A 25651-nucleotide genomic window follows, 5' to 3' on the forward strand; every position below is an offset into this window, starting at 1 on the left:
CCGGCTCCTCGCGCGCCGCGCGTCGTGCCCGCGCGTTTGCGCGATGCGGGCTTGGCGGTTACGTGCTTGGCGGACGCGGATTTCTTGGCGACGCGCTTGGGCGCCGCGACCGCGGACGCCGCAGCCGACGGCTGGACCCGCTTGACCGCACCGCGTTTCGATTCGGCCTCACCCGCGTGCACGCCCGCAACCACCGCATCGCTACGGCCAAAATCGCGCTTGCCTCCGCGCTTGCCGAGCAATTGCGCCGGGCCGATCACGATCGCGTGCGACAGCGCCTTGCACATGTCGTACACGGTCAGCGCGGCGACGGTGGCGCCGGTCAGCGCTTCCATTTCCACGCCGGTGCGATGGGTGGTCTTGACCGCGCATTCGATCGACAGGCTGTTCGCGCCGTCCCAGTCGATGGCGAAGCGGCAACCGTCGATCGGCAGCGGATGACAGAACGGAATCAGTTCGTGGGTGCGCTTGACCGCCATGGTGCCGGCGATGATCGCGGTATCGATCACCGCGCCTTTCTTGCTGCGCAGCCCATCGGCGCGCAGTTGCGCGGCGACCGCGGCGGGAAAACGCACGCGGCAGCGCGCGATGGCTTCGCGCGTGCTGATCGCCTTGTTCGACACGTCGACCATGGCCGGGCGGCCGGCGCGGTCGACGTGGGTCAGGGAAGCTTTGGGTTTCAAATCGCCAGACTCCAACGCAGTGAGAACCCGGGGTCGCGCGGGCCGAACAGGAAATGCAGAACCCGCCGCCGCCCGCTGGGTCGGACGGCCTTGGATGAGGCATGCAGCAGCAACGGTCGCATGATAAGCAGATCGCCGGGCCGCGCGGTGCATTCGACCTCGCCGTGCGCGGCGCGCAGGCCGCGCGCCGTCTCCGGGCTAAGCCGGCCGTGACAATGCGAACCGGGCACCACGCGCAAGGGGCCGTCGCCGGCGCCGCAGGCGTCCAGATGCACGCGCACGGCGAGCATGCGTTCCAGCAGCGTCGTCGGCGGTTGCACGAAATGCCGGTCCTGCTTGAGCGACCAGCCGCTCAACGCCGGATGCGCGATGCGTCGCGCGACCGGAATCGACAGGTCCTGATGCAGGGCGACTTTCCAGTTACGTGCTTCGCTCTTGCGGAACAGGGTGCATTGCACGGCGACCGCGTCGTCGTCCAGCACCCGCGCGGCGCGCAAACCCTCGCGCAGGCGCGCGACCAGATCGCGGCACCAGGCGTGTTGCAACAGTTCGCGGGTGCCGGCATCGGCGTCGCCGCTGTCGGCGACTTCGGGTTGCGCCGCGGTCCGCGCCAAAACCCGCGAGCCGATCGCGTTACCGATCCGCTGAAAGCCTTCGGACGCGAGCGGATTGTCGGTCATGCGCTTGCGAAGACAGCGACACACGAGGCGATCGATTCCACCCTCAGCCACCGATCAGGAACATTTCCACATGCCGCTTCGAACGCGGCGCGTCCATCGCGCGCAGCTCGCTGTAGCGGTCGTTGCGGCGCGTCCACAACGCGGCCAGATGCTGCGAGAACGCCAGCTCGCCCTCGGCCAGCGCCGGGCGCAGATCGGCGCCCTCGGCGGCGAACAGGCAGGTGTACAGGCGGCCGTCGGCGGACACCCGCGAGCGGTGGCAGTCGCCGCAGAACGGCGCGCTGATCGAGGACACGAAGCCGATCTCGCCGCCGCCATCGGCGAAGCCGTAGCGCGAGGCGACTTCGCCGCGGTAATTGGCGTCGAGCGGGCGCAGCGGCCAGCGCGCGTGGATGCGGTCGCGCAGTTCCTGCGAGGTCACCACGCCCTGCTCGCTCCAACCGTTGCAGTTGCCCACGTCCATGTATTCGATGAAGCGCAGCACGTGGCCGCTGCCGCGGAAATGTTCGACCAAGGGCAGCACCTGGTCTTCGTTGACGCCGCGCTGGATCACGCAGTTGATCTTCAGCGAAGCGAACCCGGCCTCGCGCGCGGCCTCGATCCCGGCCAGCACGTCGGCGATTTCGCCGCGGCCGCCGGACAGGCGCCGGAACAAGTCGGGGTCGAGCGCGTCCAGGCTGACGGTCAGGCGGCGCAGGCCGGCCTCGCGCAGCGCGCGCGCATGCCGCGCGAGCAGCGAGCCGTTGGTGGTCAGGGCCAGGTCGTCCAGGCCGTCGATCCGCGCCAGCCGCGCGATCAGCTCGGGCAGGCGCTTGCGCAGCAGCGGTTCGCCGCCGGTCAGGCGCAGCTTGCTGACGCCGATACGCACGAAGCCGCGCACCAGGGTCTCGATCTGGTCGAAACTCAGGCGCGAGGCCGCGTCCAGGCCGTAGTCGTCGGGCACGCGCTCGGCCGGCATGCAGTAGGGGCAGCGGAAATTGCAGGCCTCGATCACCGACAGCCGCAGATCGCGCAGCGGCCGGCCCTGGCGATCCAGCGGGACCGACGGCAGCGACAGACCTGGGACGGCGTTCACACGAAGGCTCTCAATCGGTGGCTCTCAATCGAATGGCGCTCAATCGATGGCGTTCAAGCCAGGCGCGTCAATCGAACGGCGCCTGCGCGGCGGTGGGATCGGCGAGGTCGACGACCTCGCCGGGCCTGCCCACACGATACCCCCGCGCGGCCAGCGCGTCGCCCTCTTCGCGGCTGCCGTAGTGGTACAGCAGACAGCGTTCGAGCAGGGCGCGCGGGTATTCGCGCTCCAGGTCCTCGATGCCGCTGTGCGAGGGATTGCCCTCCAGCGCGCAGTCGTGGGCGATCAATTCGCCCGCATCGGCATATTTGGCCAGCATTTCCGGGATCGGCCGGGTGTCGCCGGTCCAGATCGCGCTGCCGCGCAGGCGCAGGCCGAAGCTGCTGTCGGGCCAGTGGTGGCGGGTCGCGAACACTTCCATGCGCAGGCCGCGGTGCCAGAAGTGACCGCTGACCGGGATCAGTTGGAACGCGTCCCAGAAATTCACCCCGCCCTCGGCCAGCACGTTGGGGTAGTCGGCCACGCGCTGGTGCAGCAGCGGCACGATCGGCGCCGGCACGTACAGGCGGACCTTGCCGCGCCGGGTTTCGTCGAAGTAATGGTCCACGAACAGGCGCTCGAAGCCGCCGATGTGGTCCAGATGGTTATGGGTGACGAACAGGGCCTCGGGCATGCGGCCGTAATGGGCGAGAAAGGCGGTCAGCCCCTCGCCGCCGCAGTCGACGGTCAGCCACGGCTCGCCGTCGCGTTCCAGCGTCGCCATCGCCGAACCCAGTTCCACCGCCGACGCATTGCCGACACCGTGCAGACGCAGCCGCCAAGTCATTCCAGCCCTCTTATTTCGCCCAAGTACTTAGTAACCACGTTCCCAGGCGCGTTCATAGGCCGTGCGCAATCGGCCGAAGTCGGCCTCGACCTGCTCGGGACTGCGCGAACCGCGCAATTTCAGCAGCGAACGCTTGAGCCGGGCGAGGTTGCGCTCGCGCCAGGCGGTGGCCGGAATGCGGATCGCGCCGCGGTCCAGGTCGATCACCCAGCCCTGGCCGGCGGTGTCGAACAGCAGGTTGGTGGCGTTGAGGTCGGCGTGGTCCAGCCCGGCGCGGTGGCAGCGCGCGATCAGCCGGCCGGCCTCCTCCCACGGCGCACCGTCGCCGGCGACCGCGGCGCGGTCGGCCAGCGAGCGCACGCCGTCGAGCCGCTCGATCATGATCGCCGCGTAGTAATGCAGGCCGTCGCGGCGGTACCAGGCCGCGACCGGCACCGGCACCGGCAGGCCCTTGCGCGCGAGTTCGCGGGTCAGGCGGAACTCGGCGAAGCTGCGGGTCTTGTTGGCGCCCTGCCACCAGTAGCGATCGCGGTTGAAGCGCGCGACCAGGCCGCCGCGCAGATAACGCCGCAGCACCACCTGGCCGAACGGCGCATCCACGAACCAGGCGCCGCCGCGGCCGCCGCTGTCGACCGGCCGCGCCTTTTCGCCCCAGTGCGCGGGCGAGAACCAGTCCGGCGCGGCTTGCTGCACCCGCGCGCGGTCGAACAGAATCGCGCCGTACCCGCTATCGTCGCGGTACGGCGTCAGTCCTTCTGCGGCGTCATAACCCGTCATCCGCCCGAGTCTAACAAGTCACGTGACCCATTCGTCTCTCAGTCCCGCTCCCACCATCTGCCTGCTGCGCCTGTCGGCGCTCGGCGATGTCACTCACGTCGTGCCGCTGGTGCGGACCTTGCGCGAAGCGCGGCCGCAGGCGGCGATCACCTGGGTGATCGGCAAGGGCGAACGGCGCCTGCTCGAAGGCCTCGAAGGCGTGCGCTTCGTCGAATACGACAAGAAGAGCGGGCTGGCCGGCATGCGCGCGCTCGGTCGCGAGCTGCGCGCGCTGGGCCTGGCCGACGGCCGTTTCGAAGCGCTGCTGCAGATGCAGGTCGCCGCGCGCGCCAATCTGCTGTCGGCGTTCGTCCCGGCGCGGCGCCGGATCGGCTACGACCGCGCGCGTTCCAAGGACCTGCACGGTCTGTTCGTCAACGAACGCATTCCCGATCGCCCCGGCATCCACGTGCTCGACGCGATCGGCAGCTTCTGCGAGCCGCTGGGCCTGCGCCAGACCCAGGTGGTCTGGGACCTGCCGGTGCCGGCGGAGGCGCGCGAATGGGCGCGTGCGCAGTGGCCGCAGGACGACGTGCCGACCTTGCTGATTTCGCCGTGCTCCAGCCACACCGTGCGCAACTGGCGCGCCGAGCGCTACGCCGCGGTCGCCGATCACGCCGCGCAGCGCGGCTGGCGGGTGGTGATGTGCGGCGGCCGCAGCCAGCTCGAACGCGACACCACCGACGCGATCATGGCGGCGATGAGCCATCCGGCGCTGGACCTGGTCGGCAAGGACACGCTCAAGCAATTGCCGGCGCTGCTCGAACGCGGCCAGCTGCTGATGACCCCGGACTCCGGCCCGATGCACATCGCCAACGCCATGGGCACCAAGGTGCTCGGCCTGCACGCGGCCAGCAACCCGGCGCGCAGCGGCCCGTACAGCGACCTGCGCTACTGCACCGACCGCTACGACGACGCCGCGCGCAAGTACCTGGGCAAACCCGCGAGCGAGATCGCCTGGGGCACCAAGATCGAACACGACGGCGTCATGGACCTGATCGGCGTCGACGACGGCATCGCCGCGTTCGAACGCTACCGCGCCGATCACCCGGGCACCTGAGCCCAGCACCGACAAGGATCTGTTGCATGACCCCACGTTCCCTCGCCGACCTGCGGGCCGCGCTGAGCGCCGGCGCGCGCTTCGACTATCTGTGTTTCTGGGGCCATCGGGTCGTGCCCGGCCAGGTCGGCAAGAGCTGCTTCAGCCAGTGGTATCCGGCGTCGTTCGAGCTCGACGGCCAGCGCTACGCCACCGCCGAGCACTGGATGATGGCCGGCAAGGCGCGGCTGTTCGGCGACGAGGCGATCCACGCGCGGATTGTCGCCAGCGACGACCCGGCCAAGGTCAAGGCGCTCGGCCGCAAGATCGCCGGCTTCGACGAAGCGCGCTGGGTCGCGCATCGCTACGAGCTGGTGGTGGCCGGCAATCAGGCCAAGTTCGAACAGAACCCGCGGCTGCGCGGTTTCCTGCTGAACACCGGCGAACAGGTGCTGGTCGAGGCCAGCCCGGTCGATCCGATCTGGGGCATCGGCCTGGCCGCCGATCATCCCGATGCGACCCGCCCGGAGGCCTGGCAAGGGCTCAACCTGCTGGGTTTCGCCTTGATGGACGTGCGCGAACGCCTGCGTGCAACGTCCGCATAACACGCTAGTCAACCACTACCAGCCCGCGAGACCGCCATGCCCCTGGGAACGATCGACGACGACTACGGCCCGCCTTCGCCCGAGTTGAGCCTGCTGCTGCGCCTGCGCGACAGCGGCGACGAGGATTTCAACGACGCGTTGTCGGACCTGGGCTATCGCCTGCTCGCCGCCGACGACGCGCCGACCCTGCTCCATCCCGACAGCTACCTCAGTGAAGCCGAGCGCGCCGATCCCTCGATCGCGGCCAACATCGTCGCGATCGACGAAGTCTGCGCGCGGATCAGCTTCTTCGCCGAAGACGACCAGAGCAATCTGTTCGGCTATTGGCACGGCCCCGAACGCACCGCGCTGGCCGCCGCGCCGATCGTCAAGTTCGACAACGAAGGCCAGTTCGCGTTGCTGCAAGGCCGCGGCCTGATCGAAGCGCTGATCGGCGACCGCGTGTTCGACGACGACGAAGCCTTCGCCGAGCACGCGCAATGTTTCCAGCACCTGGGCTTCGCCGTCGCCGCGCGCAACTGGCACGAACTGGCCGACCCGGACGCCGCCAGCGATCCGGCGCAATGCCACGAAGCCGGCTACGAACGCGCCCTGCCCGGTTTCCAATCGCCGCGGTGATCGACGACAGCCGTCAGGTCACCCGGCCCGGCCGGCGCGATCAGAACGCGCCGGTGCCGTAGTCCTGGTAGGACTTCTCTTCGACATAGGTCGAGCCCAGCGCCAGGTTGATCTCTTTCTTGACCCGCGCGCGCACGTCGTTCTCGACGTAGACCGAACGCGCCAGGGCGATGAATTCGGCGTCGAAGGCCTGGGCCTTCTCCTTGATCCGGATATCGTCCTCGATCACCCACAGGCGCTCGTTGACCGCCTTGAGCTCGGCGCGCAGGCGTCCGATGTCGCCGCCGGCGGCCGGATGGGCCATCCAGGTCTGTTCCAGCGCGCTCAGTTCCGCGCGGACATTGGCCAGCTTGGCCTCGTCGCTCATGCGCTCGGACTTGATCTGCAGGATCGAGATCTTGTCCAGCAGTTCGCCAAAGGACACCGGGACCAGGATTTCGGACATGGGACGCCGCCGTTTGCTAATCAGGGGGCCGCTTAGTGTAGCCCCGCCGGGCGCCCGAGCCGACGCCCCCGGGCCGGGCGGCACGGGGCCGGATGCGTGCCCCACGGGCCCGGATCGATCCGATGCGCGAGAAACCTTGTCGGCGGTCGCGACTATCCGTATCATTCGCGGCTCACTGCACCCGGAGAGGTGGCAGAGTGGTTGAATGTACCTGACTCGAAATCAGGCGTACGTTTATAGCGTACCGGGGGTTCGAATCCCCCCCTCTCCGCCAGATACGCACGACATGGGCCCTTCGGGGCCCTTGTTGTTTTGGGGCCTTCGCGCTTGGGCCCGGCATGGTTCGGGCCTGGGCGATCGCGCTGTTTCGGCGCCGACGGCGGCAGCCACTTTGCGCGCCGTGGCGGTTGGCTGCGCCGCGACGCGGGCCGCGGCGACCCGATCGGCATCGCGCTGTTGCGCCGAGCACTCACGTCGGCTGCATTCGTTGCGCATATCGGCTGCACTTTTCGGCGGACTTCGCGCAGATCCACCGTTCGGCGTCCACCGCTTTCGCTCACGCTTCACGCCTGGTTTGGTCGCGCTGAGCCAGGCTCGAGATCCGACTTGCGCCACCATGCAGGGCAAATGCCGCGGCCGGCCTCGCGCCGACGCCTTGCCAGGCGGGGTTCCACCGATCCGGTACACACGCGGTCTTCATCGAATCTCGGGCATGAAGCCGTGCAGGGATCACGCTTTCTTGTCACCAGGCCGTTGTGCCGCGATGATTCCGTTACTGCAATGGCAACCCCGACGAAGCGAATGGCATTGACCGGCAGATGATCGAATTCGGACACCTCACGCACGTCGGCTTGCGCCGCGAACTCAACGAAGACACCTATTACGGTGACAGCGAACTCGGCCTGTGGCTGGTCGCCGACGGCATGGGCGGACACGAATACGGCGAGGTCGCCAGCGCATTGGCGCGCGAGTCGATCGTGCGCGAGGTCCGCAACGGCACCGGTCTGGCCCAGGCCATCCGCATCGCCGACGAAGAGATCATCCGCACCTCGCGCCGGCGCAACGACGCCCTGCCGATGGGCACCACCGTGGTCGCCGCGCGCATCAACGGCAACCGCTTCGAGGTGGCCTGGGTCGGCGACAGCCGGGTGTATCTGTGGCGCGACGGGCATCTGGCCCAGTTGTCGCAGGACCACAGCTATGTGCAGGAGCTGATCGCCAACGGCGCGATCACCCACGAACAGGCGCGCAGCCATCCGCATCGCAACGTGGTCACCCAGGCGCTGGGCGTGACCGATCCGCGCAACCTCAATGTCGAGACCATGACCGGCGAACTGCGTCCGGGCATGCAGTTGCTGTTGTGCAGCGACGGGCTGACCGAGGAAGTCGACGACCGCAGCATCGCCCGGGTGTTGGCGCACAACGACTGCAGCGCGCAGGAATGCGTGGATTCGCTGGTCGCCGCGGCGCTGGATGGCGGCGGCTCGGACAATGTCACGGTGGTGTTGGTGCGCAGCCATTGAGGCTGGGTGGCGGCGGAGAAATTTAGACGGGTTTATCTTCGTCTAAATTTTTCCAGCGAAATTGTTTCCACGGATATCCGAGCTTTTGCGCCTCGCCGGCACGTGGCGTTGTTTGCGCGTTAGTTGCGGATTCGCGGTCGCGGCTTGCGCCGCTCCTACAGGTAGCCAACGAAGCTTCGACCGCCCCCTGTAGGAGCGGCGCAAGCCGCGACCGCGCCAACACGACGGCCGGCGCAACCCACCCATCGAACCGCCGAACGCCCGCCGCGATCGCGCGACTTACGCCTCGGCCACCACCGCCGGAGGATCGAACGCATCCCACACGCACTTGCCGGCCTTCTTGCGCAGCTTTTCCAACCGCGCCTGATGCGCGGCGAATTCGTCGGCGAGCACGATCACCCGCGGGCGCACCGCGGTCGGGTCGATCTGGAAACTCGCCGGGCTCTGCTGCGCGGCGATCGCGGCCGGATCGCCGAAGCCGATCTCTTCCTGGCCCGAGGTCAGGCCGATGTAGACCTCGCCCAGCAACTGGGCGTCGAGCAGCGCGCCGTGCAGCTGTCGGTGCGAATTGTCCACGCCCAGGCGTTTGCACAACGCGTCCAGCGAATTGCGCTGACCGGGATAGCGCTGGCGTGCGAGCAGCAGCGAGTCTTCGATGTTGGGAACGTGGTCGGCCAACTTGCCGTACTGCGGGCCGCAGATCGACAGCTCGTTGTTGAGGAAGCCCACGTCGAAGGCCGCGTTGTGGATGATCAGCTCGGCGCCCTTGATGAATTCGAGGAATTCATCGACCACCTGCTCCATCGTCGGCTCGTTGGCCAGACGCTCCAGCGACAGGCCGGTGACTTCCTGCGCGCCGGCCTCGAAATCGCAATCGGGCTTGATGTACTGGTGGTAGGTGCGACCGCTCGGGCGGCGCTCGACGAATTCGACGCAGCCGATTTCGACCACGCGGTTGCCGCGTTCCCAGCTCAGGCCGGTGGTTTCGGTATCTAGGATGATTTGACGCATTTTCCGATTGTCTCAAAAAGCTAGGAACGAGTTCAGAGGAGTGAGGAGTGAGTAGAGCCGCGGGGGCTGACACTCACTCTTCTGCACTCACTTGTGGTCCGGCTCGAGGCCGAAGAGCAGTGAGAAGTGAGTGGAGCCGCGGGGACTGGTACTCACTCTTCACTCCTCTCCACTCACTTCTGGCTTAGGGCCGATAGGCCCTGAGCCGCTCCGCCTGGACGCGCGCCAGCACGTCGACGCGTTCGTTCTCGGGTTGGCCGGAGTGGCCCTTGACCCACTTCCAGTCGATCGAATGGCGCAGGCTCGCGGCGTGCAGGCGTTCCCACAGGTCGCGGTTCTTGACCGGGTCGCCGCCGGCGGTTTTCCAGCCGCGCCGGACCCAGTTGCTCATCCACTCGGTGATGCCCTTGCGCACGTACTGCGAATCGGTGGTCAGCACGATCTTGCACGGCTCGCTGAGCGCTTCCAGGCCCATGATCGCGCCCATCAGCTCCATGCGGTTGTTGGTGGTGTCGGGCTCGCCGCCGGACAACTCGCGCTCGTGGCCCTTGTAGCGCAGCAGCGCGGCCCAGCCGCCGGGGCCGGGATTGCCGAGGCAGGCGCCGTCGGTGTGGATGCTTACGGTTTTATCGAGCTCGGAGGTGGTTTGGCTCACGCAACAGCTACTCGCTTTCGACGGCCGAGCATTATCGCTGTTGCGCACCGCCACGGGTCGCATCGGATCGGTCCGGAGCGATCCGCGCGATTCGGGCCACGGCCGCAGCGTCGTTGCGATCGGTCGCGGATGGGACGGATGCGCCCCGACGGGCGTCGCCGCGCCCGCTGTCGACCCGGCCGCTCTGGGCGGCCTGCGGCAGACCGGCGTTCGCCAGCCCGGCCTGGCCCAGCCCGGTCTGCCAGCGCAGTTGCTGCAGCCGGCCCGGCGGAATCGCGGCGTGCACGCGCTTGGTCAGGGTCAGGGCGACCCCGGCGCGCAGCACATCGGCCGCGCCGACCCCGGCCTCGCCGTGCGCGACCCGCCAGCGCGGCCCGAGCCACTGCAGGCTGACCGGGTCGGCGGCGAAGCCCGAGGCGCGCAGCATGGTCTGCCAGTGGCCGGCGTCGCGCGCGTGCAGGCCGCTGCCGGCCCAACGCAGGCGGTACGGGCTCCACGGGTTGAGGGTGGCCAGCCACAGCCGCCCGCCCGGGGCGAGGATGCGCGCGCATTCGCTGAGCAGCGGCGCGCAGTCGACGCCGTCGTCGAACACGTGCTGCAGCAGCACCGCGCCGAAGGCCTCGCTGGCCAGCGGCAGCGGCAACCGGCAGCGCACCGCGCCGTCGAAGCCGTCGGCGCTGCGCCGCAATGCCACCCCGCGGCCCAGCGGCGGCGAGGCCGCGGCGACCCCGAACCAGGCCCACGGCAGGCTCGGGCTGGCCGCGAGCACCCGCGCCATCGATGCCGACTCGACGTCGAGCAGACCGTGGCCGGGCACCTCGCCGAACCAGGCCAGGGCCGGGTCGGGTTCGCGATCGGGTTGACGGCCGTGGGACAGGGCGGGCATGGTCGCGTCTCGGTGGGGCCGGGATTTGGGATTGGGGATTCGGGATTCGGCGCAGCCACGGCGGCGCCCGCGGTCCCGATCTCGGTTCCGATTGCGCGGCCCCGAAGGTTTACCAAGGAAGCTCGGTACGGCCCAGGATGGCATGGGTCCGCGACGCCCCGACTGTGCGCCCGTGGCGCCGGTCAGGCAAGCCGAGCGCCCCCGCCCACCGCGACGGCTCCGGCCGCGCGCCGCCAGGAGTCCGACGATGCGGTTGCTCGCCCTGCCCGCCCTCAGCGACAACTACATCTGGGCCCTGTCGGGCGACGACGAATCGGCCCTGATCGTCGACCCCGGCGACGCCGCGCCGGTGCTGGCCGCGGCCGCGCACGGGCTGCGCCCGGTCGGGATCCTGCTGACCCACCACCACGACGACCACATCGGCGGCACCCCGGCGCTGCGCGAGCGCTGGCCCGACATCCCGGTGTTCGCCCCGGACGACGAACGCATCGCCAGCGCCACCGCGCGGGTCGGCGACGGCACCCGCCTGCACGTGGACGGCTGGAGCCTGACCGCCCTGGCCGTGCCCGGCCACACCCGCAGCCACGTCGCCTACTACATGGAACAAGACCATCTCGAGCGCGGCGGCCGCGCCACCGACCGGATCGTGTTCAGCGGCGACACCTTGTTCAGCCTGGGCTGTGGCCGCCTGTTCGAAGGTACGCCCGCCCAGATGCTGGTCTCGCTGACCCGGCTGGCCGCGCTGCCGGACGACACCCGGGTCTGCTGCGGCCACGAATACACCTTGTCCAACGCGGCCTTCGCCAGCGTGGTCGAACCCGCCAATCCCGCGCTGCGGCGCCGAATCGAACAGGCCCAGGCCATGCGCAACGCCGGACGTCCCTCCCTTCCCAGCTCGATCGGCGACGAACGCGCGACCAACCCGTTCCTGCGCACCCGCGAACCGGCGGTGATCGCCGCGATCGCCGCCCGGCTGGGCCGCGCGCCGGCCGACGAGACCGAAACCTTCGCCGAATTGCGGCGCTGGAAGGACGGGTTCCGCGCGTGAGACGCGGCGACGCCCGCGTTCGCATCCCTGCGCGCCGGCCGCTGCGCCTGGCGCTGGCGGCCTGCCTGGGCCTGAGCGCGGCGCTGTCGGCGCCGGCGATCGCCGCCGACGCGGCGCAACTGGCGGTCGCCGCGCCCGACCCGGGCACCGGCCCGAGTCGCAACGGCCGCGAGATCTACCAGCGCTTCCGCGACGGCCTGGCCGACAAGACCTGCGAACCCGGGGTCAGCAGCCGCTGGCGTCAGCACTTCTCGACCGCGCCCAAGCGCCTGGCCTCGCGCGAGGACGACCTGCTGCCGCTGTTCGGCTACGTCGTCGACGCGCTGCGCGAAGCGCACCTGCCGACCGAGTACGCGCTGATCCCGTTCGTCGAGAGCGGCTACAAGCCCGGCGCGCGCAGCCCCTCCGGCCCGGCCGGCTTGTGGCAGATGATCGCGATGACCGCGCGCAACCACCGCGTGCCGATGCGCGAGGGCTACGACGGGCGCCTGTCGCCGGTCGAATCGACCCAGGCCGCGGTGCGTTATCTGAAAACCCTGCACGGCATGTTCGGCGGCGACTGGCGGTTGACCGTGATGGCCTACAACGCCGGCGAGTACCGCGTGCTTAACGCGGTCAAGCGCAGCGGCCTGAGCATCGCCGACGTGCGCCACGATCAATTGACCGGCCTGTCCGACATCACCACGGCCTATGTGCGCAAACTGCACGCGCTGTCGTGCCTGATGGAGCAGGCCGACGACCGCGAGGAATGGCTCAGCGCGCTCGATCGCCCGGTGCCGCGGCTGGCCGCGGTGACGGTGCCGGCCGAGATCGACAGCATCGGCGAATGGGCCGCGCGCACCGACCAGGACCTGTCGCAGATCAAGCGCCTCAACCCGGTATTCGGCGACGGCCGCATCGCCCGCAGCGCCGGCAAGCGCGCGCCGCTGCTGGCGGTGGCGGCCAGTGCGATCGGCGCGCCGGGCGTGAGCGCGGCGGATATCGATCTGGCGGCTGTCGACCCGGCCAGCGTCGACAACGCAGGCGGCGACCGGCCGAGCGCGCCCGTCGCCAGCGGTTCGAGCAGTGCTTCGACCGCGATCACGAGCACGCGTGGATCGGTCGAGGCGTCGGAGCGTCCGGTGACGGGCGATCGGGTTGAACCTGCGGCCAAGGGTCGCGACCGGGTTACGCGCGGCGACGATGGCAAGCGCGCTGGCGAAAAATCCGTCGCCGATACAGGCTCGGCGAAAGCGCAGGCGCGTCGCCACACCGTCGGCCGCGGCGACAACGCCTGGACCATCGCCAAGCGCTATCGCATCCGCGTCGCCGATCTGCTCGAACGCAACGGCTTGGCCGCCAATGCCGTGCTCAAGCCGGGGCAGGCGCTGTTGATCGATGCGGGCAAGCCGGCGGGTAAATAGTCGCTCGCATGGATCGGTGATCTGCGATGCCTTCGGCATCCCTCACCCCTGCCATCAACGCCTCGCCGTACTAAAGCCCCTCTCCCGTTTACGGGAGAGGGGTTGGGGTGAGGGCCCGCTTCCGCGACGGCCACAGCATCGCCCCGATCGTCACCGCGCCCAGCAGCCAGCTGTAATGCACGTTGCCGATCAACTGCAGCGGCGAGACCTTGCTCAACGACGCCGCCAACAGAATCTGCGCCCCGTACGGCAACACGCCCTGAGTTACGCAGGCGAAGATGTCGAGCACGCTGGCCGCGCGCGCCGGCGGCACCCCATGCTGCTGCGCCACATCGCGCGCGAGGCCGCCGCTGATCAAAATCGCGACGGTGTTGTTGGCGGTGAACACATCGGTGGTCGCCGACAACGCGGCGATGCTGATCTCGCCCGCGCGGCGGCTGCGATGGCCGCGCGCGAACTTACCGATGGTCTGCGCCACCCAGGCCAGGCCGCCGGCGGCTTTCATCAACGCGCCCAGCCCGCCGACCAGCAGCGACAGCAAGGTGATTTCGACCATGCTCTCGAAGCCGTCCCAGATATGCGTGGTGTAGGCGGCGAAACCGAAATCCTCGGCGAAGAACACGCCGAACAAGCCGGCGATGACCAGGCCGATGCTCAACACGATGATCACGTCGATGCCGGCGATCGCCAGCCCGAGCACGACCAGGTACGGCAGGATCAGCCACGGCGACACCGGATCGGGCGTCTGCACCGGCGCGGTTTCGCCGAGGAAGCCCAGCAGCACCAAGGTGGCGATCGCCGCCGGCAGCGCCAGCTTGAGGTTCTCGCGGAATTTCTCCCGCATCGTGCAGCCCTGGGTGCGGCTGGCGACGATCGCGGTGTCGGAGATCACCGACAGGTTGTCGCCGAAGGTCGCGCCGCCGATCACCGCGCCGAGCACCAGCGCGCGATCCAGGCCCGACGCGTCCGACACGCCCAGCGCGATCGGCGCGACCGCGGCGATCGTGCCCATCGAGGTGCCCAGCGACATCGAAATGAAACCGGCGACCACGAACAACGCCGGCAACAACAACGCCGGATGCACGTTGCCGACACCGAGCGACACGATCGCATCGACCGCGCCGATCGCCTTGGACACTTCGACGAAGCCGCCGGCCAGCAGGAAGATCAGGCACATCAGCACGACGTTGTGGTCGCCCATGCCGCCCAGCAGGGTTTCCAGCGGCTTGATCCCGCGCCGCCAGGCGATGAACGCTGCCAGCGCCAGCGCCGGCAGGATCGCGACCGGCGCATGCAGCTGGTAGAAGCCCATCGCGTCGCCGTTGGCGGTGAAATACAGCCCGGCGCCGAAAAACAGCGCCAGGAACAGCAGCAGCGGCGTCAGCGCCAGGGCACTGGGGGTGATCGGGGTGCCGGGGCGGAGCGGCTCATTCATCGCTTCATCCGAATGGATTTTAAGACGGCGCGATTTTGCAGTGCAGCATGGCGTGTGTCGAGTGCCGAGGGTGGAACGCTTTGGGGGAGTTCATGGGGACGGGAGCGGTTCCTGCCCGCGTGCCCTCATCCGCCCTGCGGGCACCTTCTCCCGCAAGCGGGAGAAGGGACGGCGGGGCCGCGGCGTCAAAGCCCCTCTCCCGCTTGCGGCGACCGAAGGAAGTGCAGAGCTGAGAGGGGCTGGGGTGAGGGCCGACCAGACCGCCCCCCCCAAATGCAACGAGGCGCCCGAAGGCGCCTCGTCGTATCTCAGCGATAACCCGCCGATCAAGCCGTCGCGCGGCTCGCGATCGCCTTGGCGAACGACAGCGTATTGCCCTCGCCGCCCAGGTCCGGGGTCAGCGAATCCTTGGCTTCGAGCGTGGCGATGATCGCCTCGCGCAGCTTGGTCGCCTTCTCCGGCTGGCCGATATGGTCGAGCATCTGCGCCGCGCCCAGCAGCAAGGCGCAGGGATTGGCGATGCCCTTGCCGGCGATGTCCGGCGCCGAGCCGTGCACGGCCTCGAAGATCGCAGCGTCCGTGCCGATGTTCGCGCCCGGCGCCAGGCCCAGGCCGCCGACGAGGCCGGCGCACAGGTCGGAAATGATGTCGCCGAACAGGTTGGTGGTGACGATGATGTCGAACTGCTCCGGACGCATCACCAGCTGCATGCAGGTGTTGTCCACGATCATCTCGTTGCACTGGATGTCGGGGTACTGCTGCGCCACTTCGCGCGCGGTCTTCAGGAACAGGCCCGAGGTCGACTTCAGGATGTTGGCCTTGTGCACCACCGTGACCTTCTTGCGGCCGGTCTTGCGCGCCAGGTCGAAAGCGTAGCGCACGATGCGCTCGGAGCCGCGGCGGGTGATCTTCTGGGTCAGCAGCGCGGTCTCGCCGTCTTCCGACAAGGACTGGCCTTCACCGATGTACGCGCCTTCGGTGTTCTCGCGCACGGTGATCAGGTCCACGCCGCTCGGGAAGCGCGACTTGGTGTTCGGGAACGACTTGGCCGGACGCACGTTGGCGTACAGGTCGAAGCGCTTGCGCAGTTCGACGTTGATCGAGCTGAAGCCTTCGCCGACCGGCGTGGTCAACGGGCTCTTGAGCGCGATGCGGGTCTTGCGGATCGAATCCATGGTCGCGGCCGGCAGCAGCTCGCCGTGCTTTTCCAGCGCGACCAGGCCGGCGTCGGCGAATTCGTAGGACAGGCCCAGGTTCATCGCGTCGAGCACGTGCAGGGTCGCGTCCATGATCTCGGGGCCGATGCCGTCGCCACGGATGACCGTAATGGTTTGCGTCATGAGGGAGTTCTTCCAGCTGAAGGGCGCGGCGCAGGCGGCGCGGCGCACGAGGTGTTAGCCCCGTAATTATGCCGGAAGCGGCTTAACCCTGCATTCGGGGCAGTACTGGACGATGGTCGGGGGTGGTCAAGCGGCCCGATTCGGCATGGCGGCCGGGCGGTGGAAGTGGGTCTGGCCCCTGTAGGAGCGGCGTGAGCTGGGACCAACCGAAGAGGCCGAATACCACTCGACCCGCCGAAGCCGCGGTGACTGGCCAGCTCTCGCTCCAGTTGCTCGCAGCGAGCGGGCTTCGGACTAGCCCCTGTAGGAGCGGCGCAAGCCGCGACCGCGACATCGCAGCTACGACGCAAGCGCGATGTCGCGGTCGCGGCTCGCGCCGCTCCTACAGGGGCTAAACCGGGCTCAGCCGTGATCGTGGCCGGCCGGCGCGGCGGCCTCGCCCTGCTCCAGCTTGTCGAGAAAATCCACCGCGCGGCGCATATGCGGAATCACGATCGAGCCGCCGACCACCAGGCCGACCGAGAACGCCTCGAACATTTCCTCGCGATTGACCCCGGCCTCCTTGCACTGGGCGACGTGATAGCTGATGCAGTCGTCGCAGCGCAGCACCATCGAGGCGACCAGGCCCAGCAGCTCCTTGGTCTTCACGTCGAGCGCGCCGGCCTGATAAGTCTGGGTGTCGAGCGCGAAGAAGCGCCGCACGACCTGATTCGGCTCGGCCAGGATGCGTTCGTTCATGCGCTTGCGGAAGGCGGTGAATTCGGCGACGCGGTCGCTTTCGTTCTGGGTCGCGCTGTCGTCGGTACGGTCGTTGCTCACACAAGCTCCTCGAATAAGGGAAATACGCCCGCCGGGTGCGACCGCGGCGATCGGCGCGAACCGTCCGGCGCGCTCTTCGGCGAACCGTCACGCCCGGGCGGACATGGATCAACAGGCATCAGCGCAGGCAAGCGGGCGGCGACGAACGCCGCCCGACGGCGTCGCTCAGGCCGCGAACAGCGGTTCCAGCCCGCCGGCGCGGTGCAGCGCCATCATGTCGTCGTAGCCGCCGACATGGGTGTCGCCGATGAAGATCTGCGGCACGCTGGTGCGCTTGGTCAGCGCGACCATCTTTTCGCGCTCGGCCGGGTCCAGATCAATGCGCACCTCGCTCCAGGTCTGGCCCTTGCTCTTGAGGAAATTCTTGGCGGCGACGCAATACGGGCAGATCGCGGTGCTATAGATGACGATCTGCGGCTTGGGGGCGGTGTCGCTCAAAACGGTTCTCCTGCCTGAACTCTTGAAAGGGGTTGCGGTCGAAATATGGGCGTGCGGTCGGGCAGTTTAAAGCGCGCCGATGGAACGCAGTCCGGCCGGACTCAGTACGCTGGCGTGGGGTCGGCCGGTTTTTCCGCTTCGGGTTCGTTCTCGCGGTGGGCTGCGATTGAAATTAACGGCGCATTCACGCCATCGATCGCGGCGGACTGCATCCTGCCACCGAACCGCAGCGCGATGACCGCCACGATGCTGTACCCGCACCGCCCGTCGTCGTCCGCACCACCGCCGTCCCGAGGACTCATCGCTTGCGCCGCATCGCCCTGCTCACCGCCGCTGTAACCCTCGCCCTCGGCAGCGTCTGCGCGAGCGCGCAGGAAAACAAGCTGCCCGATATCGGCTCCTCGGCCGCGGAACTGCTGACCCCGGCCAAGCAGCGCGAGTACGGCTCGATGATGCTGGCGCAGCTGCGCCACTACGACTACCTGCTCGAAGACCCGCTGATCGACAGCTGGCTCGACACCCTGGGCACGCGCCTGGCCGCCAACAGCGACAAGCCGCGCCAGCCCTTTACCTTCTTCATGCTGCGCGAGCGCCAGATCAACGCCTTCGCCACTCTGGGCGGCTACATCGGAGTCAACTCGGGCCTGGTGTTGACCGCCGAGAAGGAGGACGAAGTCGCCGCGGTGATCTCGCACGAAATCGCCCACGTCACCCAGCAGCACGTGCTGCGCGGGGTCGAGCGCGCCCAGCGCGACCAGTTGCCGATCCTGCTGGCGATGCTCGGCGCGATCGTCGCCGCGCAGGGCGCCGGCAGCAATTCCACCGACGACGCGACCATGGCCGCGATCACCTCCGGCCTGGGCCTGATGCAGCAGCGCCAGATCAACTACACCCGCTCCAACGAGTCCGAGGCCGACCGGATCGGCATCCAGACCCTGTACCGCAGCAATTACGACACCAGCGCGATGGCCGGCTTCTTCGGCCGCATGCAGGTGGTCTCGCGCAGCAATGCGGCCAACTGGTACGGCGAAACACCCGACTACCTGATGACCCACCCGGTCACCACCACCCGCATCAGTGAGGCCAAGGAACGCGCCGAGCAGATCGCCAACAAGAACAGCGTCACCGCGGTCACCGCCACGCCCACCGAAACCCGGGTCGAGCGCATTCCCAAGGTGCCCTTCAGCCTGCCCGACACCGCCACCGGCACCGACAACCCCTTGCTGCCCAGCGGCCTGAAGATCTCCGACCAGGCGCTGACCGCCGGCGGCACCGGGCTGTTCGATTACGCCCGCGAGCGGATCCGGGTGTTCAGCGCCAATTCGCCGCGCGAGGCGGTGCGCGAATACGAAAAACTCGGCGCCAACACCGAGGCCCAGCGCTACGGCCTGGCCCTGGCGCGGATGCGCAACAACCAGTCCGGCGCGGCGATCCCGGCGCTGACCGAACTGCTGACCAAGCACCCAGGCCAGCTGTGGCTGAGCCTGGCACTGGGCGAGGCCGAGGCCCAGTCGGGCAAGAACGCCGCCGCCGACGCGCGTTTCGAGGCGCTGCTGCGGCAGACCCCGAACAACCGCGCGATCGCCCTGAGCTACGCCAAGGTGCTGACCGACCGCAGCACCGCCGCCGCCGGCCAGCGCGCCCAGGCCGTGCTGCGGCCGCTGTTCGGCAACCACAGCGACGACCCGCTGCTGCAGCAGACCTTCGCCCGCGCCTGCGAAATCGCCGGCGACTCGATCCGCGCCGGCGAGGCCTATGCCGAAGCCGCCTACCTGCGCGGCCGTCCCGAGCAGGCGCTGGTCCAGCTGAACACGCTCAAGCGCAAGCCCGACCTGGACTATTACGCCCGCGCCCGGATCGAGGCGCGGATCGCCGCGATCACCCCGACCGTGCTGGAACTCAAGCGCCAGGGCGTGCGCGACGAAGACCTGCGCCGGCAGTAAGCCCGGCCACCTCCCGACGCCCCACGCTTCCCGCCCGAACAGTTCCCCCCCTTTGAAAAAGGGGGGCCAGGGGGGATTTGCTCTGGCTCTTCGCATCGCCCAAGCAAGCGAAAAGCCAGAGCAAATCCCCCGCGCCGCCACCCTAGACAGAAACCAATCTGTCGCAAGGCGCCGCCCCCTTTTTCAAAGTGGGCAAACTTTCGTGGGATCGCTATCAATGTGAGTCAGTTCACAGGCGCCCCAAACCCGCGTTCTGCCATCGCGATGTAACCTGCGCGCCAAACTCCAGTTACCGCGATAACGACGGCAACGACGGCGAAAGCGCGCCCAACCCCGGCAGAACCGCGCCACGCCTGGATGCGTACGGACGACCCGTGCACAGCGGCACGACATCACAAAGCCGACAATGCCGCCTGTCCCGTGTCATGGAGTCGTCACAAAACGGTAGTGTACTGGCGCGGTTTCAAGGACGAACCCTTTCCGCCTCCCCCTCGGTGACCGTGTGCAGAAGCGCATCCTGATAGTTGAAGACGAGCCCGCCATCCGCGACATGGTGTCCTTCGCCCTGCGCAAGGGCGAATACGACCCGGTCCACGCCGGCGACGCCCGCGAGGCCCAGGCCGCCATCGCCGACCGCGTGCCCGACCTGATCCTGCTCGACTGGATGCTCCCGGGCACCAGCGGCCTGGAGCTGGCCCGGCGCTGGCGCAAGGAATCGCTGACCCGCGAGATCCCGATCATCATGCTGACCGCGCGCGGCGAAGAGAACGACCGCGTCGGCGGCCTGGAAGCCGGGGTTGACGATTACGTGGTCAAGCCGTTCTCGGCGCGCGAACTGCTGGCACGCATCCGCGCCGTGCTGCGCCGATCGCGCGAGGACGACGAAGACGGCAGCGTCGGCGTCGGCCCGTTGCGCATCGACGGCGCCGCCCACCGCGTATTCGCCCAGGCCGAAGGCGGCGAGCAGCAGCCGGTCCAGATCGGCCCGACCGAATACCGCCTGCTGCACTTCTTCATGACCCATCCCGAACGCGTCTACTCGCGCACCCAGTTGCTCGACCATGTCTGGGGCGGCAGCGTCTACGTCGAGGAACGCACGGTCGACGTCCACATCCGCCGCCTGCGCAAGACCCTGGAACCGCACCGTCTCGACGGCATGGTCCAGACCGTGCGCGGCGCGGGTTACCGCTTCTCCGCCTCGCTCGCCGCGTAAGCTGGAGGTATGCCGCCGCGCGCACGCTCCGCCTGGTTCCGCACCCTCGGTCAGCTGGCGCTGATCCTGGTCGGCGCGGCCGTGCTCGGGATCCTGGTCGGTTACCCCTGGCCCATCGTCACCGCCGCCGCGCTCGGCGTGGTCGCGTGGCATTACTGGCGGCTGCGGCGGGTGCTGATCCGGCTGACCGCGCGCCAGCGCCTGACCCCGCCGCTCGGCGAAGGCATCTGGAACGAACTCGACCGCCTGCTGCACCGCAGCCAGGCGGAAATGCGCGGACGCAAGCGCCGCCTGATCGAAATGCTGCGCGCCTACCGCGCCGCCGCCGCGGCGATGCCCGACGCGATCGTGGTGGTCGAACGCAACAGCCAGCGCATCCAGTGGTTCAACGAAGCCGCGACCGGGCTGATGGGCCTGCGTTATCCGCGCGATATCGGCGCGCCGGTGGTCAATCGCCTGCAACCCTTGCAGTTGTCGCACTGGCTGGCCTCGGGCCGCAACGCCGAACCGCTGGAAGCCGCCTCGCCGTGGAACCCGGCGATCACCCTAAGCCTGCGCCTGATCCCGTATTCGGAAAACCTGTGGCTGCTGGTCGCGCGCGACGTCAGCCGCCTACTGCAACTCGAACAGATGCGCCGCGACTTCGTCGCCAACGTCTCGCACGAACTGCGCACGCCGCTGACCGTGGTCCACGGTTACCTGGACATGCTCGATCCGGAGGAACATCCGGACTGGGCGCCGATGCTGGCCGAGATGCAGCGCCAGTCGCAGCGCATGACCCAATTGGTCGAAGACCTGCTGACCCTGTCGCGGCTGGAATCGCAGGACAACCTGCCGGCCGAGGACACCGTGTCGATGGCCTCGATGCTGTCCACGCTCAAGCGCGAGGCGAACGCATTGAGTCAGGGTCGCCATGAAATAGCGATGGACGACTTGGCCGGCGTGGATCTGTTCGGATCGAACAAGGAACTGCACAGCGCGTTCTCCAACCTCGTCGGCAATGCGATCCGCTACACCCCGGCCGGCGGCAGCATCCGCATCCGCTTCCGTCCCGAAAGCTCGGGCATCGCCCGCGGCGTGGTGCTGGAAGTGGTCGACAGCGGCTACGGCATCCCGGCCGCGCATCTGCCGCGCATCACCGAGCGTTTCTATCGCGTCTCGACCAGCCGTTCGCGCGAAAGCGGCGGCACCGGATTGGGCCTGTCGATCGTCAAGCATGTGCTGCATCTGCATCAGGCGCGCCTGGAAATCGCCAGCGAAGTCGGCCGCGGCAGCACCTTCGCCTGCCATTTCGGGGTCGACCGCATCCGCCGCCGCGACGCCTACGGCGAGGCGTATGCCGATAACCTTGCCTATCCCGCCCACCCTTCCGATATTTAAGCCTCAGGGAACCAGCGACAGCGCCATGAACGCGATGACGGACACCTCGCTCGACACCGATCCGCTGCGCGACAGCGCCCTGTACTTCAATCGCGAGCTGTCGCAACTGGACTTCAACTTCCGCGTGCTGGCCCAGGCCCAGGACCCGCAGGTGCCGTTGCTGGAACGGCTGAAGTACCTGTGCATTTCCTGCACCAACCTCGACGAATTCTTCGAGATCCGCGCCGGCACCTTGCGCCACGCCCAGGACCTCGGCCTCGCGCCGGGCCCGGACGGACTGGCGCCGCAAACCGTGCTATCGCGCATCCACGACCGCGCCGCCGAACTGGTCAAAGCGCAGTACGAATGCTGGAACGACGTGCTGCGCCCGGCGCTGCAGGAATCGGGCGTGCGCGTGCTCGGCCGCAATTCCTGGAACGCGCGCCAGACCCGCTGGCTGCGCGCGTACTTCCGCGACGAAATCATGCCGGTGCTGTCGCCGCTCGGCCTCGACCCGGCGCATCCGTTCCCGAAGATCCTCAACAAATCGCTCAACATCGTCGTCGTGCTCAAGGGCAAGGACGCGTTCGGCCGCGCCGGCAATCTGGCGATCGTGCGCGCGCCGCGCTCGCTGCCGCGGATCATCCAGATGCCGGAGAATGTCTCCGGCGGCAAGCACGACTTCGTATTCCTGTCCTCGGTGCTGTCGGCGTTCGTCGACGAATTGTTTCCGGGCATGGAGGTCAAGGGCGCGTATCAGTTCCGCGTCACCCGCAATTCGGAGCTGCTGGTCGACGAGGAAGAGGTCGACAACATCGCCCTGGCCTTGCGCGATGAGTTGATCGGCCGCGGTTATCTGCGCGCGGTGCGGCTGGAAATCGCCGAGCAGTGCCCCAAGCCGATCGTGCGCACGTTGCTTGAGAATTTCGATCTGCCCGAGAACGCGGTCTACCGCATCAACGGGCCGGTCAATCTCAATCGCGTGATCCAGGTCTACGATCTGGTGCAGCGCCCGGAACTGAAGTTCCCGCCGTACCAGCAGCGCGTGCTGCCGGGTGTCGACACCTTGTTCGACACCGTCGCCGAGGGCGACGTGCTGCTGCACCACCCCTTCGATTCGTTCGCGCCGGTGCTGGAGCTGATCCGTCAGTCCGCCGAAGACCCGAACGTGCTGGCGATCAAGCAGACCCTGTACCGCGCCGGCAAGGATTCGCCGATCGTCGAGCAACTGGTCCAGGCCGCGCGCAACGGCAAGGACGTGACCGTGGTGGTCGAGCTGCGCGCGCGCTTCGACGAGGAAGCCAATCTGGGCCTGGCCGACCGATTGCAGGAAGCCGGCGTGCAGGTCGTATACGGCGTGGTCGGCTACAAGACCCACGCCAAGATGCTGCTGATCGTCCGCCGCGAAGGCCGCAAGCTCAAGCGCTACGTCCACCTGGGCACCGGCAACTATCACAGCGGCACCGCGCGCGCCTACACCGACTTCGGCCTGATCACCGCCGATCCGGACATCGGCAACGACGTGCACATGATCTTCCAGCAGCTGTCCGGGCTGGCGCCGTCGCTCAAGCTCAAGTGCCTGCTGCAATCGCCGTTCACCCTGCACGCCGGGGTGCTCAAGCGCATCGACCGCGAAACCAAGCACGCGCGCGCCGGCAAACCCGCGCGCATCGTCGCCAAGATGAACGCACTCAACGAGCCGCAGGTGATCCGCGCGCTGTACCAGGCCTCGCAGGCCGGCGTGCAGATCGACCTGATCGTGCGCGGCGCCTGCACCCTGCGTCCGGGCGTGGAAGGCATCTCGGACAATATCCGGGTGCGTTCGATCGTCGGGCGGTTCCTCGAGCATCACCGCGTCTATTGGTTCGCCAACGACGGCGCGCCGGACCTGTTCTGCTCCAGCGCCGACTGGCTGGAACGCAACCTGCTGCGCCGGGTCGAGACCGGTTTCCCGATCCTCGACACCGATCTGCGCGCCCGGGTCTACGACGAAGCCCTGGCCAATTACCTCGCCGACAACCTCAACGCCTGGGAATTGCAGGCCGACGGCCACTACTCGCGGGTGCTGCCGCGCGACGGCGAAATGCCGCATTCGGCGCAATCGACCCTGCTAGCCAAGATCTGCGGATAAAATTCCGCGCATGAACAACCTTTTCCCGACCACCCGCCTGCCGCTCCAGGACGGCGACCTGCTCGCCGCGATCGACCTGGGATCGAACAGTTTCCATATGGTGGTCGCGCGGTACGTGCTCGGGCAGCTGCGCACGGTCGACCGCTTGCGCGAGACCGTGCGCCTGGCCGAGGGCCTGGACCGCAAGGGCGGGCTGGCGCCGGACGTGCGTCAGCGCGCGCTCGATTGCCTGTCGCGCTTCGGCCAGCGCATCCGCGACGTGCCGCCGCAGCGGGTGCGCGCGATCGCGACCAACACCGTGCGCCGACTGGCCGCGCCGCAGGCGTTCCTGATGCCAGCCGAATCGGCGCTGGGTCACGCCATCGAAGTCGTGTCCGGCCGCGAAGAGGCGCGCCTGATCTACCTGGGCATCGCCCACGCCCAGCCGTCCAAGCCCGGCGAACGCCGGCTGGTGATCGACATCGGCGGCGGCTCCACCGAATGCATCGTCGGCAGCGGGTTCGAGGCGATCGAGCGCGAAAGCCTGCAGGTCGGCTGCATCGCCACCACGCGGCGGTTCTTCGAGAACGGCAAGCTGTCGAAAAAGAAATGGCGCGACGCGCTGACCGAAGTGTCGGCCGAGTTCCAGCAATTCGCCGGAACTTACCGTGCGCTCGGCTGGCACGAGGCGCTGGGCTCGTCGGGTACCAACAAGGCCATCGGCGAAATCTGCGCGGCGATGAAACTGACCAAGGGCGCTGTCACCGCCGAGGCCCTGCCGCAGTTGCGCGACCGCCTGCTGCAGGCCGACCGGATCGAAGCCATCGACCTGCCCGGCCTGTCCGCCGACCGCCGTCCGGTGATCGCCGGCGGCATCCTGATCCTGGAGGCCGCGTTCAACGTGCTCGGCCTGCAGCGCATGGCGATCAGCAAGGCGGCGATGCGCGAGGGCGTGCTGTACGACATGCTCGGCCGCGGCGGCGCCGACGATCCGCGCGATGCCGCGGTGGTCGCGCTGGTCAAGCGCTACGGCATCGACGAACAGCAGTCCGCGCGGGTCGAGGCGACCATGCTGCGCTTGTTCGATCAGGTCGCCAAAGCCTGGAACCTCGACGCCGACGACCGCCTGATGCTGCAACGCGCGACACGCCTGCACGAACTGGGCCTGGTGATCGCGCACAGCCAGTACCACGTGCACAGCTCGTACGTGCTGGAGAACTCCGATATTTCCGGCTTCTCGCGCCAGCAGCAGCAATTCCTCGCCGCGCTGGTCCGCACCCATCGCCGCGGCATTCCCAAGAACGCCTTCGACGCCCTGCCCGACCGACTGCTCGCGGCGGTGCGGCGCAGTTCGGCCCTGCTGCGTCTGGCGGTGCTGCTGCATCGCGCCCACGAATCCGACCCGATCCCGCAACTCGACGCCCACGCCGACAGCAATACGCTGACCTTGACCGTGTCCAAGCGCTGGCTGGAATCGCGGCCGCTGATTCGCGCCGATCTGGAAGGCGAACCGCAGGATATGGCGGGGCTGGGGATTGCGTTGAAGTTGCTGGCGGCTTGAGTCGCTTCGCCTCGCGACGATCTGCGCATACCACCTGAGACTGGTCCGGAAGCGCAACTCGCGCTAGGCATCCTCTGTTCGCACTTGTCCGGCATAAGCAAGTGAAATAAATTGAAGCCA

The 25651-nt window shown here is 68.3% G+C and carries 24 protein-coding genes, 1 tRNA gene and 1 pseudogene; 12 read left to right on the top strand and 14 right to left on the bottom strand.

Annotated elements, in window-relative coordinates; translation table 11 throughout:
- Positions 1-206 precede the first annotated feature (206 nt).
- The 5 genes and pseudogenes from moaC to IEQ11_RS16125 all read right to left on the bottom strand — a co-directional run.
- Positions 207-683 (bottom strand): annotated as a pseudogene (gene moaC / locus IEQ11_RS16105) (cyclic pyranopterin monophosphate synthase MoaC); the annotation flags it as partial.
- The gene (locus IEQ11_RS16110; protein WP_228464872.1) at positions 680-1363 is read right to left on the bottom strand and encodes a phytanoyl-CoA dioxygenase family protein; all 684 of its coding nucleotides are present in this window, start codon (positions 1361-1363) and stop codon (positions 680-682) included. The gene IEQ11_RS16110 and the pseudogene moaC, both read right to left, overlap by 4 nt.
- Positions 1364-1406: 43 nt before the next feature.
- Positions 1407-2438 carry a GTP 3',8-cyclase MoaA gene (moaA, locus tag IEQ11_RS16115; protein WP_281439886.1) on the bottom strand — a complete coding sequence of 344 codons (1032 nt, stop codon included), beginning with the start codon at positions 2436-2438 and terminating at the stop codon, positions 1407-1409.
- Positions 2439-2505: 67 nt separating this feature from the next.
- Positions 2506-3264, bottom strand: coding sequence for an MBL fold metallo-hydrolase (locus IEQ11_RS16120; protein ID WP_036112037.1), 759 nt, complete (start codon positions 3262-3264; stop codon positions 2506-2508).
- A gap of 27 nt (positions 3265-3291) precedes the next feature.
- Positions 3292-4041 (bottom strand): 3-deoxy-D-manno-octulosonic acid kinase, encoded by a 750-nt coding sequence (locus IEQ11_RS16125; RefSeq protein ID WP_046657246.1) that lies wholly within the window; start codon positions 4039-4041, stop codon positions 3292-3294.
- Positions 4042-4063: 22 nt separating this feature from the next.
- Here IEQ11_RS16125 and IEQ11_RS16130 point away from each other — a divergent pair, with 22 nt between their 5' ends.
- The 3 genes from IEQ11_RS16130 to IEQ11_RS16140 are packed head-to-tail and all read left to right on the top strand — an operon-like array spanning position 4064 to position 6342.
- Positions 4064-5140 (top strand): glycosyltransferase family 9 protein, encoded by a 1077-nt coding sequence (locus IEQ11_RS16130; protein WP_247024580.1) that lies wholly within the window; start codon positions 4064-4066, stop codon positions 5138-5140.
- Positions 5141-5166: 26 nt separating this feature from the next.
- The gene (gene ybiA, locus IEQ11_RS16135) at positions 5167-5724 is read left to right on the top strand and encodes a riboflavin biosynthesis intermediates N-glycosidase (protein WP_191822905.1); all 558 of its coding nucleotides are present in this window, start codon (positions 5167-5169) and stop codon (positions 5722-5724) included.
- Between the two features lie 36 nt (positions 5725-5760).
- Positions 5761-6342, top strand: coding sequence for a hypothetical protein (locus IEQ11_RS16140; protein WP_191822906.1), 582 nt, complete (start codon positions 5761-5763; stop codon positions 6340-6342).
- Between the two features lie 40 nt (positions 6343-6382).
- On the opposite strand, the gene IEQ11_RS16145 is transcribed toward IEQ11_RS16140, so the two are convergent.
- Positions 6383-6787 (bottom strand): DUF6165 family protein, encoded by a 405-nt coding sequence (locus tag IEQ11_RS16145; protein ID WP_036112047.1) that lies wholly within the window; start codon positions 6785-6787, stop codon positions 6383-6385.
- Positions 6788-6970: 183 nt separating this feature from the next.
- On the opposite strand from IEQ11_RS16145, the gene IEQ11_RS16150 reads away from it, so the two are divergent.
- Both IEQ11_RS16150 and IEQ11_RS16155 read left to right on the top strand, forming a co-directional pair.
- Positions 6971-7061, top strand: a tRNA-Ser gene (locus tag IEQ11_RS16150).
- A gap of 544 nt (positions 7062-7605) precedes the next feature.
- Positions 7606-8310, top strand: coding sequence for a PP2C family protein-serine/threonine phosphatase (locus IEQ11_RS16155; RefSeq protein WP_046657254.1), 705 nt, complete (start codon positions 7606-7608; stop codon positions 8308-8310).
- Between the two features lie 279 nt (positions 8311-8589).
- Here IEQ11_RS16155 and dnaQ read toward each other — a convergent pair whose 3' ends face one another.
- The 3 genes from dnaQ to IEQ11_RS16170 form a co-directional block, all read right to left on the bottom strand.
- Positions 8590-9321, bottom strand: coding sequence for a DNA polymerase III subunit epsilon (gene dnaQ / locus IEQ11_RS16160; protein WP_096415040.1), 732 nt, complete (start codon positions 9319-9321; stop codon positions 8590-8592).
- Positions 9322-9505: 184 nt separating this feature from the next.
- Positions 9506-9976 carry a ribonuclease HI gene (gene rnhA / locus IEQ11_RS16165; RefSeq protein WP_036112053.1) on the bottom strand — a complete coding sequence of 157 codons (471 nt, stop codon included), beginning with the start codon at positions 9974-9976 and terminating at the stop codon, positions 9506-9508.
- Between the two features lie 31 nt (positions 9977-10007).
- Positions 10008-10862 carry a methyltransferase domain-containing protein gene (locus IEQ11_RS16170; RefSeq protein ID WP_191822908.1) on the bottom strand — a complete coding sequence of 285 codons (855 nt, stop codon included), beginning with the start codon at positions 10860-10862 and terminating at the stop codon, positions 10008-10010.
- Between the two features lie 247 nt (positions 10863-11109).
- Here IEQ11_RS16170 and gloB point away from each other — a divergent pair, with 247 nt between their 5' ends.
- Together gloB and IEQ11_RS16180 are read left to right on the top strand one after the other, a co-directional pair.
- Entirely contained in the window at positions 11110-11910 is an 801-nt protein-coding gene (gene gloB, locus IEQ11_RS16175; RefSeq protein WP_046657259.1) for a hydroxyacylglutathione hydrolase, read from the top strand.
- Positions 11907-13313, top strand: a complete 1407-nt coding sequence (locus tag IEQ11_RS16180) for a lytic transglycosylase domain-containing protein (RefSeq protein ID WP_247024582.1) — start codon at positions 11907-11909, stop codon at positions 13311-13313. Before gloB ends, IEQ11_RS16180 begins: the two co-directional genes overlap by 4 nt.
- An 88-nt stretch (positions 13314-13401) precedes the next feature.
- On the opposite strand, the gene IEQ11_RS16185 is transcribed toward IEQ11_RS16180, so the two are convergent.
- From IEQ11_RS16185 to IEQ11_RS16205, 5 genes are all read right to left on the bottom strand, one after another.
- Positions 13402-14748 carry a Na+/H+ antiporter NhaC family protein gene (locus tag IEQ11_RS16185; protein WP_096415043.1) on the bottom strand — a complete coding sequence of 449 codons (1347 nt, stop codon included), beginning with the start codon at positions 14746-14748 and terminating at the stop codon, positions 13402-13404.
- A 326-nt stretch (positions 14749-15074) separates the two neighbouring features.
- Positions 15075-16088 (bottom strand): isocitrate dehydrogenase, encoded by a 1014-nt coding sequence (locus IEQ11_RS16190; RefSeq protein ID WP_036112137.1) that lies wholly within the window; start codon positions 16086-16088, stop codon positions 15075-15077.
- 402 nt (positions 16089-16490) lie between these two features.
- A complete protein-coding gene (locus IEQ11_RS16195; RefSeq protein WP_082124718.1) occupies positions 16491-16826 on the bottom strand; it encodes a carboxymuconolactone decarboxylase family protein in 336 nt (111 codons plus the stop codon).
- Positions 16827-17072: 246 nt separating this feature from the next.
- Complete coding sequence (grxC, locus tag IEQ11_RS16200; protein WP_036112064.1) at positions 17073-17345, bottom strand: glutaredoxin 3; 273 nt, start codon at positions 17343-17345, stop codon at positions 17073-17075.
- A gap of 101 nt (positions 17346-17446) precedes the next feature.
- The gene (locus IEQ11_RS16205; RefSeq protein WP_191822909.1) at positions 17447-17647 is read right to left on the bottom strand and encodes a hypothetical protein; all 201 of its coding nucleotides are present in this window, start codon (positions 17645-17647) and stop codon (positions 17447-17449) included.
- A gap of 3 nt (positions 17648-17650) precedes the next feature.
- On the opposite strand from IEQ11_RS16205, the gene IEQ11_RS16210 reads away from it, so the two are divergent.
- The 5 genes from IEQ11_RS16210 to ppx all read left to right on the top strand — a co-directional run bounded on the left by IEQ11_RS16210 (position 17651) and on the right by ppx (position 25531).
- Positions 17651-19288 (top strand): M48 family metalloprotease, encoded by a 1638-nt coding sequence (locus tag IEQ11_RS16210; protein ID WP_191822910.1) that lies wholly within the window; start codon positions 17651-17653, stop codon positions 19286-19288.
- Between the two features lie 502 nt (positions 19289-19790).
- Positions 19791-20501: a phosphate regulon transcriptional regulator PhoB gene (gene phoB, locus IEQ11_RS16215; RefSeq protein ID WP_036112073.1), complete on the top strand. Its 711-nt coding sequence runs from the start codon at positions 19791-19793 to the stop codon at positions 20499-20501.
- A gap of 9 nt (positions 20502-20510) precedes the next feature.
- On the top strand, positions 20511-21881 hold the full coding sequence (gene phoR, locus IEQ11_RS16220) for a phosphate regulon sensor histidine kinase PhoR (protein ID WP_191822911.1): 1371 nt from the start codon (positions 20511-20513) through the stop codon (positions 21879-21881).
- 25 nt (positions 21882-21906) lie between these two features.
- Positions 21907-23991: a polyphosphate kinase 1 gene (gene ppk1, locus IEQ11_RS16225; protein WP_036112076.1), complete on the top strand. Its 2085-nt coding sequence runs from the start codon at positions 21907-21909 to the stop codon at positions 23989-23991.
- A gap of 10 nt (positions 23992-24001) precedes the next feature.
- On the top strand, positions 24002-25531 hold the full coding sequence (ppx, locus tag IEQ11_RS16230) for an exopolyphosphatase (RefSeq protein WP_191822912.1): 1530 nt from the start codon (positions 24002-24004) through the stop codon (positions 25529-25531).
- The last annotated feature ends 120 nt before the right edge of the window (positions 25532-25651 follow it).

It is taken from the genome of Lysobacter capsici, assembly GCF_014779555.2.
In the GTDB taxonomy this organism is placed as follows: domain Bacteria; phylum Pseudomonadota; class Gammaproteobacteria; order Xanthomonadales; family Xanthomonadaceae; genus Lysobacter; species Lysobacter capsici.

Excerpts from the sequence above, each read along its gene's own strand:
- IEQ11_RS16125 (WP_046657246.1), bottom strand. The coding sequence starts at position 4,041 with ATGACGGGTTATGACGCCGCAGAAGGACTGACGCCGTACCGCGACGAT.
- IEQ11_RS16120 (WP_036112037.1), bottom strand. The coding sequence starts at position 3,264 with ATGACTTGGCGGCTGCGTCTGCACGGTGTCGGCAATGCGTCGGCGGTG.
- IEQ11_RS16155 (WP_046657254.1), top strand. The coding sequence starts at position 7,606 with ATGATCGAATTCGGACACCTCACGCACGTCGGCTTGCGCCGCGAACTC.
- IEQ11_RS16185 (WP_096415043.1), bottom strand. The coding sequence starts at position 14,748 with ATGAATGAGCCGCTCCGCCCCGGCACCCCGATCACCCCCAGTGCCCTG.
- IEQ11_RS16170 (WP_191822908.1), bottom strand. The coding sequence starts at position 10,862 with ATGCCCGCCCTGTCCCACGGCCGTCAACCCGATCGCGAACCCGACCCG.
- gloB (WP_046657259.1), top strand. The coding sequence starts at position 11,110 with ATGCGGTTGCTCGCCCTGCCCGCCCTCAGCGACAACTACATCTGGGCC.
- dnaQ (WP_096415040.1), bottom strand. The coding sequence starts at position 9,321 with ATGCGTCAAATCATCCTAGATACCGAAACCACCGGCCTGAGCTGGGAA.
- ppx (WP_191822912.1), top strand. The coding sequence starts at position 24,002 with ATGAACAACCTTTTCCCGACCACCCGCCTGCCGCTCCAGGACGGCGAC.
- phoR (WP_191822911.1), top strand. The coding sequence starts at position 20,511 with ATGCCGCCGCGCGCACGCTCCGCCTGGTTCCGCACCCTCGGTCAGCTG.
- ybiA (WP_191822905.1), top strand. The coding sequence starts at position 5,167 with ATGACCCCACGTTCCCTCGCCGACCTGCGGGCCGCGCTGAGCGCCGGC.
- IEQ11_RS16145 (WP_036112047.1), bottom strand. The coding sequence starts at position 6,787 with ATGTCCGAAATCCTGGTCCCGGTGTCCTTTGGCGAACTGCTGGACAAG.
- IEQ11_RS16110 (WP_228464872.1), bottom strand. The coding sequence starts at position 1,363 with ATGACCGACAATCCGCTCGCGTCCGAAGGCTTTCAGCGGATCGGTAAC.
- IEQ11_RS16205 (WP_191822909.1), bottom strand. The coding sequence starts at position 17,647 with ATGAGTCCTCGGGACGGCGGTGGTGCGGACGACGACGGGCGGTGCGGG.
- IEQ11_RS16190 (WP_036112137.1), bottom strand. The coding sequence starts at position 16,088 with ATGACGCAAACCATTACGGTCATCCGTGGCGACGGCATCGGCCCCGAG.
- ppk1 (WP_036112076.1), top strand. The coding sequence starts at position 21,907 with ATGAACGCGATGACGGACACCTCGCTCGACACCGATCCGCTGCGCGAC.
- IEQ11_RS16140 (WP_191822906.1), top strand. The coding sequence starts at position 5,761 with ATGCCCCTGGGAACGATCGACGACGACTACGGCCCGCCTTCGCCCGAG.
- IEQ11_RS16195 (WP_082124718.1), bottom strand. The coding sequence starts at position 16,826 with ATGAACGAACGCATCCTGGCCGAGCCGAATCAGGTCGTGCGGCGCTTC.